The following is a 15,392-nucleotide window of genomic DNA, read 5'->3' on the forward strand; positions in this document are numbered from 1 at the left end:
GGGACGCTGATGCGTCCCGGGGCCCTCGTCGATCCGGCCGTCCCGGGGGCGGCGGGTCGAGCCGTGGGGCTCGAGGCCGGCGTGCCGTTCAGGCGCCGAGGCCGCGGCGCCGCGCCGTCAGTTGGCGGCGTAGTAGGCCTGGCGGAGCTCCTCGGGGATGCGGCCGCGGTCCGAGACCTCGCGGCCGTTCTCGCGGGCCCAGACGCGGATCTTCGCGGAGTCGTTCGAGGAGGTGGAGGTGGAGCCGCTGCCCGTGCCGCGGATGCGACGCCCGGCCACGCGGCGCGCGCGGCCGACCCACTCGCCGATCTCCTCGCGCAGCTTCTCCGCATTCTCGTCCGAGAGATCGATCTCGTAGGCGACGCCGTCGAGCGAGAAGCTCACCGTCTCCTCGGCCTTGGACCCGTCGACGTCGTCGATGAGTTCAACGAAAGTCTTCCGTGCCATGGGGTGGTTCTCCTTGATGCGTGTGGAGCGCCTAACAGGTGTTGGACGCGCCCTATTATCTGCACACCGCACCTGAGAATTCAATCAGAACACGAAATGCCCGCCGCGGCGTTCGCCGGCCGATGAATCCCGCGAGGCATTGACCATCTCATAACAATCGCGTTCAGGGAGCTTCCGGATGGTCTCCCGAGTTCCCCTGCTGGGCACGGAGTTCGCGCTCCGCCTGCCGTTCTGCCTCGCGCTCGCGGCGGTCGGCCCTCAGGATCGCGCGCATCGTGAACCAGAAGAGCAGTCCGACGCCGATCGGGGGGAGGAGGGAGCCGGCCTCGTACAGGAATCCGCTGTCCATCTCAGGCCTCGGGCTTCACGAGCGGGAAGGTGATGGTCTCGCGGATGCCCAGGCCGGTGATGGCCATGAGCAGGCGGTCGATCCCCATGCCCATGCCGCCGGTGGGCGGGAGCGCGTACTCCATGGCCTCGAGGAAGTCCTCGTCCAGGCGCATCGCCTCGTCGTCGCCGGCTGCGGCCAGGCGCGCCTGCTGCTCGAAGCGCTCGCGCTGGACGACGGGATCCACGAGCTCGGAATATCCGGTCGCGAGCTCGAATCCGCGCACGTACAGATCCCATTTCTCCACGACGCCCGGCGTCTCGCGGTGCGCGCGCACCAGCGGACTGGTCTCGACCGGGAAATCGCGGACGAACGTGGGTGCGTGGAGATGATCGGAGACCCGGTGCTCGAAGAGCTCCTCGACGAGCTTCCCGTGGCCGAACTTCGGGTGGTCGAGATCCAGATCGAGCGAGCGTGCGATCTTCCGCAGCTCCTCGGGAGTCGTCTCCGGCGTGATCTCCTGTCCCAGGGATTCCGAGAGGGATCCGTAGACGGTGATCCGGTTCCAGCTCCCCGAGAGGTCGTATTCCTCTCCGTCCGCGAGAGTGACGACCTGCGAACCGGTCGCGGCCTCCGCCGCCTCCTGGATGAGGGAGCGGGTGAGTTCGCCGATCGTGTTGTAGTCCCCGTAGGCCTGATACGCCTCGAGCATCGCGAATTCCGGCGAATGCGTGGAATCAGCGCCTTCGTTGCGGAAGTTCCGGTTGATCTCGAAGACCCGCTCGAGCCCGCCCACGGCCGCGCGCTTGAGGAAGAGCTCGGGGGCGATGCGCAGGAACAGGTCCATGTCGAAGGCGTTCATGTGGGTGACGAAGGGCCTCGCCGCCGCGCCCGAGGGGATCACCTGGAGCATCGGCGTCTCGATCTCCACGAAATCGCGGTCCTGGAACGACGAGCGCAGGGAGCGCATGACCTCGGCCCGCTGGCGCACGGAGGCGCGGGCCTCCTCGCGCACGATGAGGTCCACGTAGCGGTGGCGCACGCGGGACTCCTCGGAGAGGTCCGCGTGCAGCACGGGCAGGGGGCGCACGGCCTTGGCGGCCATCGCCCAGGAGTCCGCGAAGATCGACAGCTCGCCGCGGCGCGAGGCCCCCACGCGACCGTGGAAGAAGACGTGGTCGCCCAGGTCGACGTCGGCCTTGAAGGCGCCGAGACGCTCCTCGCCGACCTCGGCCAGGCTCAGCATGATCTGCAGGCGCTCGCCCGCGCCGTCCTGGACGGTCGCGAAGCAGAGCTTGCCGGTGTTGCGCTGGAAGACCACGCGCCCGGCGACGCCGACGACGTCCTGCGTCTCCTGGCCGGCCTCGAGGCGGCCGTACGCCTCGCGCACCGCGGCGATCGTGGTGGTGACCGGCACGGAGACCGGGTAGGCCTCCTCGCCCCGCTCGATCAGCCGCTCGCGCTTGGCCTTGCGGACCGCGATCTGGTCGGAGGTGTCCAGGGCGTCCGGGGCGCGATGCTGATCGCTGGGGGGCTGTGCAGTCATAGGGGTGATTCTCGCATCACCGGCCCGGCGTATCCCAGGCGGGGTGGTCTTCAGGACGGTGTCACCTCCACCACAGCCGCATCCAGGAGCCGCACCCCGTCCACGTGCGCGGCCATCACCACGAGCACTTCGCCGTCGTGGTCGTCGCCGATCTCCTCGAAGGTCACGGGGTCGAGGGCGAGCGCGTAGTCCCAGCGCACTCCGGGTGATCCTGCGGCGACGGCATCCGCGAGGGCCGCGCGGATCCCGGCGGCCGACGGGGCGGCGGCCTCGGCTGCGCGCACCGCTCGTGAGAGGGCGAGGGCGTGCGTGCGGCCCTCGGCGCCCAGGCGCACGTTCCGGCTCGAGCGGGCGAGACCGCCGGGCTCGCGGACGATGGGCGCCGCCTCGATGCGGACCGGGAGGTCGAGGTCGCGCACGAGAGCCTGGACGATGGCGAGCTGCTGGGCGTCCTTGCGGCCGAACACGGCGATCTCGGGAGCGGTGAGCTGCAGGAGCTTGGTGACGACGGTGACCACGCCGTCGAAGTGCCCGGGCCGGGCGGAGCCCTCGAGGGCGGTGCCCAGGCGGCCCGCGCTCACGCTCACGACGGGCGGGAGCACGGGGTACATCTCCTCGACCGACGGGGCGAAGACGAGGTCGACGAGGCCGTCGACGAGCGCGAGGTCCGCGTCGAGGTCCCGCGGGTAGGTCTCGAGGTCCTCGCCGGGGCCGAACTGGAGGGGGTTGACGAAGTCGGTGAGGATCACGTGGCGGGCGACCTCGCGGGCGCGGTGGACGAGGCTCAGGTGCCCCTCGTGCAGGGCGCCCATCGTCATCACCACCGCGACGGGGCCCTCGAGCTGCGCGCGGGCGGCGCGCAGCGCGTCCTTCGTCGTCACCAGCTGGGTGGCCGGCTCGGTCATCTGCTCCTCCTGGTCCTGCCCGTTCCGACGCGCGTCGGCCCGCAGGTCACTCCCCTGCGTCGGGCTCCCGAAGGATCTCACGGATCGCGCTCTCCTCGGCCGCGCCGAGCCCTGCGCGCGAGAGCGCCGCGCGGGCGAGCGCCCGGTAGGTGCGGGCGCTGTCGGCCGGGGACAGGGCGCCCGCCGTCCCGTCGGCCTCGGCGAGCGCGGCGAGGTGCGCCTCGACGGTGCCGGCGTCGCCGCGGGAGACGGGTCCGGTGAGGGCGCTCGCGCCGCGCCGCAGGGACTCCTCGAGGGCGGCGGTCAGGAGCGGGCGCAGGTACTCCCCCGGCTGGTCGATGCCGATCCTGGCGAGCAGCTCGCGCGCCTGGTCCACGAGCACCACCAGGTGGTTCGCGCCGTGGGAGAGGGCCGCGTGGTAGAGCGCGCGGTCCCCCTCGGCGAGGGTCACCGGTTCGGCGCCGATCTCGACGACGAGGGCCTGGGCGATCGGCAGGAAGGCCTCGCGGGCGGTGACGGCGATCGGGCAGCCGACCAGGCGCGGGAGGTCTGCGGCGGTGCCGGTGAACGTCATCGCGGGGTGCAGGGCGAGGGCGATCGCGCCGGTGCGCTCGAGCGGGGCGAGGGAGCTGATGCCGTGCAGGCCCGAGGTGTGGGCGAAGATCTGCCCGCCCGGGGCGAGGCCCGTCGCGGCGATGCCCGCGGCCAGCGGTGCGAGCTGGTCGTCGGGCACGGCCAGCAGGACGAGCTCGCTGCGCTCGACGATCCGGTCGATCTCGAGCAGGGGGACGTCCGGCAGCATCTGCGCGGCGCGCTCGCGGGAGGCGTCGGAGACGGCGTAGGCACCGGTGATCGCGTGCCCCTCGGCGCGCAGGGCGGCGCCGAGGGCGGCGCCGACGCGGCCGGTGCCGATGATGCCGACGCCCAGGCGAGGGGCGCTCATGCGTCCTCCTCCGGGTCCGGGCTCGGCGCCGGAGCCGCGGCGGGGACCGGGGCCGCGGCCGGGTCGGGAGCCGACGTCGGGGCGGGGGCCGACGGCGCGTGCGCGTGGGGTCCGAGCGGCGGTCGCGGCCAGTCGTCGCGATCGCGGTAGCGGCGGCCCTGCGCGGCGTCCGGGCGCAGGGCGTCCTCGAGCTCGAGGAGGTCGGCGATGTCGACCCCGGCGATCTCGGCGCGGGCCGCGGCGACCCCGACCGCGAGGGTCGCGGTGGAGGTCATGCGGCCGACGGGGCCCTGCGCGAGGCTCAGGCCCTGGATGCGCTCGCGCGGGACGATCTGCACCTTCGCGGTGATCACGCCGCTGCGCAGCACGAGCGCGCCGGGCAGCAGCAGGACGCGGCGGGTGCGCCGGCCGATGACGAAGAGCCGATGGCGGGGTCCGATGCCGCCGAGATCCCGCGCGCGAGCGGTGAGCAGGCGGTCCAGCAGCGCGGCGTCGTCCTCGGTGCCCAGGGTGGGAAGGAGGTGGCCGAGGGTGCGCAGCAGCTCCTCGCGGGTGCCCACGGGCAGGGCGCTGGTCGCCGCCGAGGAGTCGTCCTCGCCGATGCCGGCGACGCTCACCCGCGCCTCGGTCCATTCGGGTCCGCGCCACAGCAGAGGGCGGCGCAGCCGCAGGTCCTGCACGCGTCCGGCACCGAGGTTGTCCGTGCGTGTGGAGAACAGGCCGCGGCGCATGCGCAGTCCGCGGTCGGTGTCGCGGGAGACGAAGCCCCATCCGCCCTCGAGGCGATGCAGCACCGCCTGCGGGACCGCGACGATCGCGGGCAGCGCGGCCGCGATCAGCCCTGCGCCCGCGCCGTCGGTGCGCCAGGCGATGACGGCCGTGACGATGATCCAGACCACGCCGATGACCAGCCCGATCAGCCAGCCGACGTCGCGCAGCATCGCGTGCAGGAGACGCGTGGTCGGGATCTGCGCGATGAGATCCCCGTCGGTGACGCCGTCGTAGGCCACCTCGCGCAGGCTCTCGCGCAGGCCGCGATCGCGGGCGGGAGCCCCGGGCGCCTCCTCCGCCGGGGACACGGGGCCCCGCGCGGGAACGCCGGCCGCACCGTCGGCGGCCGGGCCTTCGGCGGCCGGGCCTTCGGCGGTCGGGCGTTCGGCGGCTGCGCCGGCCTCCCCCGCCGTCCGGTCCTGCCGCCCGACGGTCACGTCGAGGATCTCGGTGCGGATGGCGTCGGCATCGGCCGCCGTGACGTACGCGATGTCGAGATGGGATTCGGAGCCGCCCGCGAACTCGACGCGCACCTTCGCCAGGCCCAGCAGGCGCGGCACCGCCGGACGCTCGACCGAGACGGACTCGATGCGCTCGCGCGGAGCGGTGCGGCCGGTGCGGGTGAGCAGGCCCGAGCGTCGCGTGACCCCGTCGGACGAGATCTCGTAGGTGGTCCGCCACCAGGTCAGGGCGCTGACGCCGACCGCGATGGCGAGGGCGATCGCGAGCGCGCCCAGTCCCAGCAGCGCACGGCGCACGGTGAACTCGTCGACGAGCTGGGCCAGGTTCTGGGCCGCGATCACGGCGATCACGCCGGCGAAGATCTTCCAGCCCGTCAGCAGGGGCGTGAGCGGATGGGTGCGACGGGAACCGTCATGCCCGGCCGGGCCGTCTGCTGCGTCCTCGGCGCTCACAGCGACTGCATCCTCTCGATGCCGCGCCGGGTGAGCAGCTCCTTGAGCTCCTCGGCGTCCTCGCGGGGGAGCCCGGGGATGGTGCCGTCGGCGTCGTCGGATGCGGTCGAGTAGGACAGTCGGGCGATCCCGTATCGGCGCTCGACGGGGCCCTCGTGGATCTCCACGGACTGCACGCGGCCGTAGGGGGTGGTGGTGACCGAGCGGAACATCAGTCCGCTCGCGAGGGTCAGCTCCTCCTCCCCCGCCCGGTAGCCGATCGCCCGCACGCGGCGCGGCGTGAGCAGGACCCCGGGCAGGCACCAGAGGATCGGCACGATCGCGAGCGCCTCGAGCCACCACCAGCCCAGGCGCAGGCCCAGCACGAGGCAGGCGATCGCGATCGCGGGGGAGATCACCCACCACGGGACCGCGGCGATGTAGCGGGCGGGCACGAGCCGCGGCGAGACCGGGGTGAGGCCCCGTCCGCCCAGCCGCTGGGGTCGCGTCGAATCGTCCATGGGACCATCCTCGCAGGCCGTCGGGCACGGAGGCACCCGACGATCGTCCGTGACACCCCCTGACCTGCGTCGCAGCGGCGGTCGCGGGGCTCAGGCCGCGGTCGAGCGGGCCCCGCCCTCGCCGTCGTCCGGAGGGAGGGTCCCCCAGCGCTCGACGATCACGCCGAGCACCGCGAGGGCGATGCCGCACAGGGCGCCGAAGCCCGTGGGAAGCAGGGCGCCGACGAGCGTCCCCGTCCCCGAGGACACGAAGAAGGCGAGCTGGCCGAGCTGGATGCCGCCGACGATCGACCCCGTGTAGGCGCACGCGCGGGCGAACACGATCGTGCGGAAGGCGGTGAGCATGTCGATCGAGTGGCGGCGCGGGGCCGTGCTCGGGTTCTCCCGCCGCTCCTCGCTCTCCTTCGTGTAGCGGCGCAGCGGGAGCCCGCACACGAGCAGCACGGCGCCCAGGGCGAGCAGCAGCAGCCCGGTGACCCAGCCGGTCACCGGGAGCACGGCGCCGCGCCCGGTCACGAAGTTCGCGAGCACCGCGCCGAACACGGCTGCGAGCAGACCGAGGACGACGAGCGTCGGCACCGAGAGCGGGCGCATCAGGCGCCGAACCCTCCGAGCGCGGGGCCGGGGCGCACGCCGTCGCGATCCTCGGCGCGCGCGAGGAGCGGGCCGATGGGGCCGCGCCCGGGCAGCTCCGCCGCGGGCCGGGCGGCGTGCCAGGGCGCCAGCACGAAGGCGCGCTCGTGGGCGCGGGGATGCGGCAGCGTCAGCTCCTCGTCGTCCTGGACCAGGTCGCCGTAGGCGATGAGGTCGACGTCGAGCGTGCGGGGCCCCCAGCGGACCTGGCGCACGCGCCGGGCGTCCTCCTCGAGGGCGTGGGCGAGGTCGAGGAGGCGCCACGGCCCGCGCTCGCTGCGGATGCCCACGACCGTGTTGAGGAAGGCGTCCTGCGCGACGCCTCCCACCGGGTCGGTCTCGACGACGGGCGCGGTCCAGTCGATCTCGATGCCGTCGGCGGCGCGCAGCAGGGCGAGCGCGCGGGAGAGATGCTGCTCGCGCGCGCCCAGGTTGCTGCCCAGCGCGAGCACGGCCGGGGTCGCGGCAGCGCTGCGCTCGATGCGCACGCGCACGTCGGAGAAGGGGTGCGGGATCGGCGCCGACGGCTTGTGGAGGGTGACCTCGATGCGGCGCACGAGGATCTGCTCGGCGAGGATCCGCCCGGCGATGCGCGCGGCGAGCGTCTCGATGAGCTGGTGGGGGCCGCCCTCGAGCTCGGCGACGGCCGAGTCCGCGACCTCCGCGTAGTTCACCGTGCGGCCCAGGGCGTCGGCCCGCCCGGCGGGCGCCGTGTCGACGTCCATCCGAAGGTCGACGAGGAAGTCCTGCCCGTCGCGGCGCTCGTGCTCGAGCACCCCGTGATGGCCGCGGGCGCGCAGGCCGATCAGCTCGATCGCGTCGGGCGGGCCCGGGTGCAGGGCCCGCGCGAGGTCCGGCGGGACGACGAGGGCGCTCATCGGGCGCCTCCCGTGAGGGAGGGTCCGTCGGCCCGAGGCGACCGATCCGCGCTCATCGTGCGGTGCGCCGCGCGCTCGCTGGCTGCCCAGCGGGCCCCGACCTCGACGGCGGCCACGGAGGCCGCGACGTCGTGCACCCGCACCGCCCAGGCGCCCTCGCGCGCGCACAGGGCGCTGACGGCCGCGGTCGCGACGTCGCGATCCCCGGGCAGGGTGCTCAGGAAGCGCTTGCGGGAGGCGCCGATGAGCACCGGCAGGTCGTGGGCGAGCAGGGCGTCCCAGTCCCCCAGGATCTCCCAGTTCTGCGCGCCGTTCTTCGCGAAGCCCAGGCCGGGGTCGGCGACGAGCTGGGAGTCCTCGACCCCTGCCTCGCGCAGCGCCGCCAGGCGCGCGCCGAGCTCCCGCTCGACGTCGCGCGGGACGTCGGCGTACTCGTCGAGGTCGTTCATGACGTCGCTGTGGCCGCGCCAGTGCATCGCGATCACCACGGGCGGGGCGCCGAGCCGGGTCCGGGCGCGCGCCAGCAGCCCGGGCATGCCCTGGTCGGCGAGGCCCGCCGAGACGTCGTTGATGATGAGTGCGCCAGCCTCGAGGGACGCCTCCGCGACGGCCGCGCGCATGGTGTCCACGCTCACGACCGCGCCGCGCGCGCTGAGCTCACGGACCACGGGGACCACACGGCGCAGCTCCTCGGCCTCCTCGACGCGCTCGGCGCCGGGCCGGGTCGATTCGCCCCCGACGTCGATGATCGCGGCCCCCTCGGCGAGCATCCGCTCGGCATGGTCGAGGGCCTGCTCGGGGCGCATGTGCGCGCCCCCGTCGGAGAAGGAGTCCGGGGTGACGTTGAGGATGCCCATCACCAGGGTGCGGTCCCGCGCGAGGTCCGCGGGCAGTCCGTCGGGGCGCGTCCTCATGGCGTCAGCCCCGCATGATGAGGGACATGGCCTCGGAGCGCGTGGTGCCCTTGCGCAGGATGCCGCGCACGGCCGAGGTGACGGTCTGCGCGCCCTCGGCGCGCACGCCGCGCATCGACATGCACATGTGCGAGGCCTCCAGGACCACGATCGCGCCGGCCGCGCGCAGCTCCTCCATGAGGGCGTCGGCGATCTGGGTGGTGATCCGCTCCTGGACCTGGGGCCGACGGGCGTAGACGTGCACGAGCCGCGCGATCTTCGACAGGCCGGTGACGCCGCGCGCGCCGGGGATGTAGCCCACGTGAGCCGTACCGAAGAAGGGCAGCAGGTGGTGCTCACACATGGAGTGGAAGCGGATGTCGCGCACCAGCACGAGCTCCTGGTGCTCGATGTCCCCGAAGGTCACCGAGAGGGGCTCGTGGGCGTCCATGCGCATGCCCTCGAAGACCTCGCCGTACATGCGGGCCACGCGCGAGGGGGTCTGCACGAGCCCGTCGCGGTCGGGGTCCTCCCCGATCGCCGCGAGGATCTCGCGCACGGCCGCCTCGATGCGCGGGGCGTCGACGCCGGGAGCCCCGGTCGACGGGTCGACCGGGGCGCCCGCCGCGGCGGGCTCCTCGGGAGCCAGGTCCGCGCCCATCTCAGCGATCCTCGGTCGCGGGGCCGTCGGTGCCCTGGAGCCCCTCCGGTCCGGCGCCGCCGGCTCCGCGATCGGTGCCTCCGGGGTAGCCGGGGATCTGGGGTCCGTCGCCGCCCGGGGAGGGCAGCTCGGGCGGCCCGGGGGTGAGCGGGTCGCCCGCATCGCCGTGCTCGCTGCTCGCATCGCCGGGATTGCCGCCCACGAGCGGCGCCGTGAAGACGGGGCGCTGCGCGGAGGACTGCCAGACGTCGCGCTGCGGGCGCTTGGTGACGCCCTCGAAGACCGCCGCGAGCTGGTGCTCGTTGAGAGTCTCCTTCTCCAGGAGCTCGAGGACCAGGCGGTCGAGCACGGGCCGGTTCTCGGAGATCACGGCCCAGGCCTCGGAGAGCGCCTCGTCGACCAGACGGCGCACCTCCTCGTCGATGAGCTGCGCGGTCTCGTCGGAGACCTGGACGTCGCCGCCCTGCTGCATGCCGACGAAGACCTCGTCCTGGCCGCTGCCGTAGAACACCTGGCCGACCTTCGCGCTCATGCCCAGCTGGGTGACCATGGTGCGTGCGATCTTGGTGGCGTTCTGCAGGTCCGAGCTGGGGCCGGTGGTGACGTCGTGGAAGATGCCCTCCTCGACCGCGTAGCCGCCGAGCGCGTAGGACAGGCGGTCCAGGAGCTCGTTGCGCGACTGGTAGTTGCGGTCCTGGGTGGGCACGACCATCGTGTAGCCGCCGGCCTGGCCGCGCGGCAGGATCGTCACCTTGTTGACCGGCGCCGAGTAGTTCAGCGCGGCCGCCACGAGCGCGTGGCCGCCCTCGTGGTAGGCGGTCATCTGGCGGTCGCGGTCGCTCATCACCTTGGAGTAGCGCTGCGGTCCCATGGAGACGCGGTCGATCGCCTCGTCCAGGGCCCGCGAGTCGATGATCTGGTTGTTCGAGCGCGCCGTGAGCAGCGCGGCCTCGTTGAGCACGTTCGCGAGGTCCGCACCGGACATGCCGATCGTGCGCCGCGCGACGATCTCGAGGTCGACGTCCTCCGCGAGCGGCTTGCCCTGCGCGTGGACGTTCAGGATGTGCAGACGCCCCTTGAGGTCCGGCAGGCCCACGGCGACCTGGCGGTCGAAGCGGCCCGGGCGCAGCAGCGCGGGGTCGAGGATGTCCACGCGGTTGGTGGCGGCGATGAGGATGACGTTCTGGTTCTCGTCGAACCCGTCCATCTCCACGAGCATCTGGTTCAGGGTCTGCTCGCGCTCGTCGTGCCCGCCGCCCATGCCGGCGCCGCGGTGGCGGCCGACGGCGTCGATCTCGTCGATGAAGATGATCGCCGGGGCGTTCTCCTTCGCCGTCGAGAACAGGTCGCGCACGCGGCTCGCGCCGACGCCCACGAACATCTCCACGAAGTCCGAGCCGGAGATCGAGTAGAAGGGCACGTTCGCCTCGCCGGCGACGGCCTTGGCGAGCAGGGTCTTGCCGGTGCCGGGAGGGCCGTAGAGCAGGACGCCCTTGGGGATCTTCGCGCCGACGGCGTGGTACTTCTCCGGGTCGACGAGGAACTGCTTGATCTCGTCGAGCTCCTCGACGGCCTCGTCGGCCCCCGCCACGTCGGTGAATGTGACCTGCGGGGCCTCCTTGTTGAACAGCTTGGCCTTGGACTTGCCGAACTGCATGGCGCGGCCGCCGCCCTGGCTGTTCATGATGAGGAACCAGAACACGCCGATGAACAGCAGCAGGGGCAGGAAGGAGACGAGCAGCGTCGACCACCACGGGCTGGTGGCGATCTCGTCGGTGTACCCCTTCTTCGGGTCGGCCTTGTCGACGGCGTCCACGACGGCGTCACCGCGCGCGGTGACGTAGGAGAAGTAGACCTTCTTGCCCTTGTCGTCGAAGTCCTGGCTCAGCACGAGGTCGACCCTCTGCTGGTTGCCGTCGATGATCTTCGCCTGCTCGACCTTGCCGTCCTGCAGCAGCTGCAGGCCCTGCTCGGTGTCGACCTGCTGGTAGCTGTCGCGTCCCAGGAAGGTGAACGCGAGGATGCCCAGGAGCAGGGCGACGGCGACCCAGATCGCGATGGACGCGCCGGGCCGCTTCTTCTTGGTGGTGCTTGCCATCTCAGTCCTCGTACACGGAGCGCTTCAGGACGCCCACGTAGGGAAGGTTCCGGTAGGACTCGTCGTAGTCCAGGCCGTAACCGATCACGAATTCGTTGGGAATGTCGAAGCCGACGTACTTCACGTCGATCTCGACGCGCGCGGCCTCGGGCTTGCGCAGCAGCGCGGCGACGTCCACGCTCTTGGGGCCGCGCGAGCGGAGGTTGGCCAGCAGCCACTTCAGGGTGAGTCCGGAGTCGATGATGTCCTCGACGATCAGCACCCGGCGGTCGGAGATGTCCGTGCCCAGGTCCTTGAGGATCCTCACCACTCCCGAGGACTTCGTCCCCGAGCCGTAGGAGGACACGGCCATCCAATCCATGTCGACGTCGAGGTCGATCGTGCGGGCCAGATCGGACATGACGATCGCGGCGCCCTTGAGGACTCCCACCAGCAGCGGGGGTTCGTCCGCATAGTCCTCGGCGATCCGGGCCCCCATCTCGCGCAGGCGCTCGTGGATGGTCTCCTCGTCGAGCAGGACGCGTTCGACGTCCTCATGAGGGTTGACGGACACGCGGTCTCCTCCGTGGGTCGGCTTCGGCTCGGCGTCGCGCGGGTTCGGCGCCGGAGTGCTGTTCACGCGCGAGCGCTCCCGTCGCGGGAGCGTCGCCACACCAGCAGTCCGTCACGACGAGCGACCTCGATCCTACCCGGAAGGGGCGAGGCTGCCTGACCGTGCCATGAGACCACCAGCGCATCGGCCGCGAGCACGTGGCGGCGCAGCAGGGATTTGTCCGACGGGGCGCCGCCGCGCTGCTCGGCGAGGCGTGACGCATCGCGCAGCACACGGGTGCGCAGGGGCCCCGGCGCCGCGGCGAGCGCGTGCACGTCCAGGGCGAGCACATCGCCCTCCTCCTCGAGGTCCCCGAGCTCGCGCTCGAGGGATTCGCGCAGCGCGGCCGCGTCGACGTCGAGCATGTCGGAGTCGGGTCTGACCAGCGCCGCGCTGCGGGCGAGGTTCTGGGAGATCTGCTCGCCGAGCTCCTCGCGCAGCACGGGCAGCACCCGATGGCGCACGCGGGCGCGCAGCAGGGAGGTGTCCGCGTTCATCGGGTCCTCCCACCACTCGAGGTCGTGCACGCGGCAGATCTCCTCGGTGTCGGCCCGGGAGACGGCTGTCGTCTCGTCGCGGCCGTCGCCCAGGAAGGGCCGCAGCAGGGGGCCGCGGGCGGCCGGGATGCCCGCGAGCGCGCGCGGCCCGGCACCGCGGGCGAGCGCCATGAGCACCTGCTCCGCCTGGTCGTCGAGGGTGTGGCCGAGCAGCAGCGCGAGGCCCCCGCGCTCCTCGAGCAGCGTCTCGAGCGCCTCGTGGCGGGCGTCGCGCGCGGCGTTCTCGATCCCGCCCGGCGCCTCGGGGTCGACGTGGACGGCGAGCACGTGGACGGTCGATGCCCCGAGGCGCTCGGCCTGGGCGCGGGCGCGCTCGGCGACGGGCGCGGATCCTTCCTGCAGGCCGTGGTCGACGATCACCGCCTCCGTCTCCAGCCCCAGCCTCGCGCCGACCCAGCAGGTGGTGGCCAGCAGGGCGAGGGAGTCGGCTCCGCCGCTGAGGCCGACGAGGACGCGCGGCGAGAGCGCGGCCCCGCCGGTCGCGTCGGCGAGGTCCGCCAGGCGCGCGAGGAGGGCGGCGCGCACCGCGCTGCGAGCGCGTGCGACCACGCGCGGAGGTCCTGCCATGGGTGCCTGCTCCTAGCTCCGACGGGCGAGTTCGTAGGCGACGTCGTCCACGGCGGCCTTGGCCTTGTCGGCGTCGGCCCCGTCGAAGCCGTGGACGACGATGTCGAAGACGACGGTGCGGCCGTCGGGCAGCACGGTCACGCCGGCGAGCGCCGACGTGCCCGCGAGGTACCCGGTCTTGCCGCGCACGGTGCCGCGGGCGCCGGCGACGCCCTTCGCGCCGAAGCGCTCCTCGAGGGTGCCGGTGAGGCCCGCGATCGGCACGTCGTACAGCAGCGGCTCGAGCTGCGGCGCGCCGCCCGAGGCGACCTCGCCGAGGATCGCGCTGAGCAGCCGCGGGGGCACGCGATCGCCCGTCGAGAGGCCGCTGCCGTCGCGGATCACGAGCTCCTCGAGGTCCTTCTGCGGCACGCCGAGCTCGTCGGCGAGGGAGCGCACCTCGGTGTCCACGGCCTTCGCGGCGTTCTCCGGCGTCGGCTCGAGGCCCTGCGCCTTGGCCGTGAGGTGGGCCATGAGCTCGGCGATCGTGTTGTCGGAGGTCTGCAGGGCGTGCTGGACGATGTCGGTGAGCGGTGCGGAGCGCGTGGCGACCTCGACGACGTCGCCGCCGACCTCGGGCGCCTTCGCCCCCTCGACGTGCGCGTCGGCGCCGCCGGAGACCTTCACCCCGTGCTTCTCGAGGTCCTTCGCGAAGAGCTTCGCGGCATCGCCCGCGGGGTCCGCGGACTTCTTGCCGTACTGCTCGCCGTCGAGCCAGCCCTGGTCGACCGCGAGGGCCGCGGTGGGAGTGACCCAGCCACCCGCGCGGCCGTTGTCGCCCCAGGCCGGGTTCTCCCCGCCGGGCAGGGCGCTGGTGTCCAGGCGCAGGGCGACCTGGTCCTGGCCGTTCTCCTTCGCGAGCTTCGCCGCGTCCTTCGCGAGGGCGTCCACGCGCTCCCGGGTCAGCGTCATGTCGCCCTCGCCGACGAGGGTCAGGGTCCTGCCGTCGAGCACGGCGTGCGTGGTGAGGCGCTGGTCGCCGTCGACGCTGCGCAGCAGGGCCGAGGCGGTGAGGAGCTTGAGGGTCGAGGCGGGGACGCGCGCGGTGTCGGCGTCGCGCTCGGCGATCACGTCGCCGGACTCGGCGTCGACCACGGAGTAGGCCAGTCCTCCGTCGATCACCGGATCCTTCGCGTGGGAGGCAAGGCGACCCGCCAGGTCCTCGTCGGCGGTGCGTGTCGAGGCGGTCGCGGGGGTGGGGACGATCGGGTCTGCCTGCTCCCTGTCGTAGTCCTCGCCCTGCGCGCGAGGGCCCGAGTCCTCGCCCTGCTGCTCGGTGGAGAGGGTGAGCACTCCGGGGAACGCGTCCGTGAGGTCGCCCACCACGTAGAAGCTGACAGGCACTGCGGCGCACAGCGTGATGGCGATCGCGCGCCAGAGCTTCTCGGTCCGCATGGATCCCAGGATATAGAGTGTCGGGACCACTCTCCGCATAGAGTGTGAGGACCATTGACCGCGCCCACAGGGCGATGAGCACCGCAACGGAGCCGCAGACGTGGAGTTCGACGTCACGATCGAGATCCCCCGAGGGAATCGCAACAAGTACGAGGTGGACCACCACAACGGTCGCATCCGGCTGGACCGGATGCTGTTCACCGCCACCCGCTACCCGGACGACTACGGGTTCATCGAGGGCACGCTGGGCGAGGACGGCGATCCGCTGGACTGCCTGGTCCTCCTCGAGGAGCCGACGTTCCCGGGCTGCCTGATCCGCTGCCGCGCGCTGGGCATGTTCCGCATGCGCGACGAGTCCGGCGGCGACGACAAGATCATCGCCGTGCCGGTGGGCGACCAGCGCCAGGTGCGCCGCCAGGAGCTCACGGACGTCTCCGAGTTCCACCGCCTGGAGATCCAGCACTTCTTCGAGGTCTACAAGGACCTCGAGCCCGGCAAGAGCGTCGAGGGCGCCCACTGGGAGGGCCGCAGCGACGCCGAGGCGGAGATCCGCCGCTCCTACGAGCGCGCCAAGGGCACCGAGCACGAGAACGAGTTCACGGTCGAGGTCTGACCGCGGCCCGGCGTCCGGCCTCCCGCACGGGAGCCGGCTCGCCGGTCCATGGCCGACCGGCCGAAGAACCGAGGACAAGAGCGCGGCGCACCGGATCCGCTGGGATCCGGTG

General features: G+C 72.9%; 16 protein-coding genes. 1 reads left to right on the plus strand and 15 read right to left on the minus strand.

From position 1 onward, the window contains the following. Positions 1-117: 117 nt before the first annotated feature. The 15 genes from ACFQ53_RS17270 to ACFQ53_RS17340 all read right to left on the minus strand — a co-directional run bounded on the left by ACFQ53_RS17270 (position 118) and on the right by ACFQ53_RS17340 (position 14,667). Positions 118-447 (minus strand): Lsr2 family protein, encoded by a 330-nt coding sequence (locus ACFQ53_RS17270; protein WP_249480473.1) that lies wholly within the window; start codon positions 445-447, stop codon positions 118-120. 163 nt (positions 448-610) lie between these two features. Continuing rightward, the gene (locus tag ACFQ53_RS17275; RefSeq protein ID WP_249480475.1) at positions 611-796 is read right to left on the minus strand and encodes a hypothetical protein; all 186 of its coding nucleotides are present in this window, start codon (positions 794-796) and stop codon (positions 611-613) included. Between the two features lies 1 nt (position 797). Next, entirely contained in the window at positions 798-2,321 is a 1,524-nt protein-coding gene (gene lysS / locus ACFQ53_RS17280; RefSeq protein ID WP_377862072.1) for a lysine--tRNA ligase, read from the minus strand. A 50-nt stretch (positions 2,322-2,371) separates the two neighbouring features. Next, the gene (gene panC / locus ACFQ53_RS17285; RefSeq protein ID WP_377862075.1) at positions 2,372-3,226 is read right to left on the minus strand and encodes a pantoate--beta-alanine ligase; all 855 of its coding nucleotides are present in this window, start codon (positions 3,224-3,226) and stop codon (positions 2,372-2,374) included. A gap of 46 nt (positions 3,227-3,272) precedes the next feature. Beyond that, positions 3,273-4,169 carry a Rossmann-like and DUF2520 domain-containing protein gene (locus ACFQ53_RS17290; protein ID WP_377862078.1) on the minus strand — a complete coding sequence of 299 codons (897 nt, stop codon included), beginning with the start codon at positions 4,167-4,169 and terminating at the stop codon, positions 3,273-3,275. Beyond that, the gene (locus ACFQ53_RS17295; protein WP_377862081.1) at positions 4,166-5,854 is read right to left on the minus strand and encodes a PH domain-containing protein; all 1,689 of its coding nucleotides are present in this window, start codon (positions 5,852-5,854) and stop codon (positions 4,166-4,168) included. The genes ACFQ53_RS17290 and ACFQ53_RS17295 overlap by 4 nt, the downstream gene beginning before the upstream one ends. Next, positions 5,851-6,354 carry a PH domain-containing protein gene (locus ACFQ53_RS17300; protein WP_377862084.1) on the minus strand — a complete coding sequence of 168 codons (504 nt, stop codon included), beginning with the start codon at positions 6,352-6,354 and terminating at the stop codon, positions 5,851-5,853. Before ACFQ53_RS17300 ends, ACFQ53_RS17295 begins: the two co-directional genes overlap by 4 nt. Before the next feature lie 90 nt (positions 6,355-6,444). Next, a complete protein-coding gene (locus ACFQ53_RS17305) occupies positions 6,445-6,948 on the minus strand; it encodes a DUF3180 domain-containing protein (RefSeq protein ID WP_377862087.1) in 504 nt (167 codons plus the stop codon). Next, complete coding sequence (gene folK / locus ACFQ53_RS17310; protein ID WP_377862090.1) at positions 6,948-7,865, minus strand: 2-amino-4-hydroxy-6-hydroxymethyldihydropteridine diphosphokinase; 918 nt, start codon at positions 7,863-7,865, stop codon at positions 6,948-6,950. Before folK ends, ACFQ53_RS17305 begins: the two co-directional genes overlap by 1 nt. Beyond that, on the minus strand, positions 7,862-8,779 hold the full coding sequence (gene folP, locus ACFQ53_RS17315) for a dihydropteroate synthase (protein ID WP_377862093.1): 918 nt from the start codon (positions 8,777-8,779) through the stop codon (positions 7,862-7,864). Before folP ends, folK begins: the two co-directional genes overlap by 4 nt. Positions 8,780-8,783: 4 nt before the next feature. Continuing rightward, a complete protein-coding gene (folE, locus tag ACFQ53_RS17320; RefSeq protein WP_377862096.1) occupies positions 8,784-9,419 on the minus strand; it encodes a GTP cyclohydrolase I FolE in 636 nt (211 codons plus the stop codon). A gap of 1 nt (position 9,420) precedes the next feature. Beyond that, entirely contained in the window at positions 9,421-11,517 is a 2,097-nt protein-coding gene (gene ftsH / locus ACFQ53_RS17325) for an ATP-dependent zinc metalloprotease FtsH (RefSeq protein ID WP_152353368.1), read from the minus strand. A 1-nt stretch (position 11,518) separates the two neighbouring features. Next, a complete protein-coding gene (gene hpt / locus ACFQ53_RS17330; RefSeq protein WP_152353369.1) occupies positions 11,519-12,070 on the minus strand; it encodes a hypoxanthine phosphoribosyltransferase in 552 nt (183 codons plus the stop codon). A gap of 62 nt (positions 12,071-12,132) precedes the next feature. Continuing rightward, positions 12,133-13,233, minus strand: coding sequence for a tRNA lysidine(34) synthetase TilS (tilS, locus tag ACFQ53_RS17335; protein WP_377862101.1), 1,101 nt, complete (start codon positions 13,231-13,233; stop codon positions 12,133-12,135). A 12-nt stretch (positions 13,234-13,245) separates the two neighbouring features. Beyond that, positions 13,246-14,667 (minus strand): D-alanyl-D-alanine carboxypeptidase/D-alanyl-D-alanine-endopeptidase, encoded by a 1,422-nt coding sequence (locus ACFQ53_RS17340; protein WP_377862104.1) that lies wholly within the window; start codon positions 14,665-14,667, stop codon positions 13,246-13,248. Between the two features lie 100 nt (positions 14,668-14,767). Between ACFQ53_RS17340 and ACFQ53_RS17345 the strand changes: the two genes are divergently transcribed. Continuing rightward, positions 14,768-15,280, plus strand: coding sequence for an inorganic diphosphatase (locus tag ACFQ53_RS17345; protein WP_200503873.1), 513 nt, complete (start codon positions 14,768-14,770; stop codon positions 15,278-15,280). The last annotated feature ends 112 nt before the right edge of the window (positions 15,281-15,392 follow it).

Source organism: Brachybacterium sp. NPDC056505 (assembly GCF_042794925.1).
GTDB classification, from domain to species: Bacteria; Actinomycetota; Actinomycetes; order Actinomycetales; family Dermabacteraceae; genus Brachybacterium; species Brachybacterium kimchii.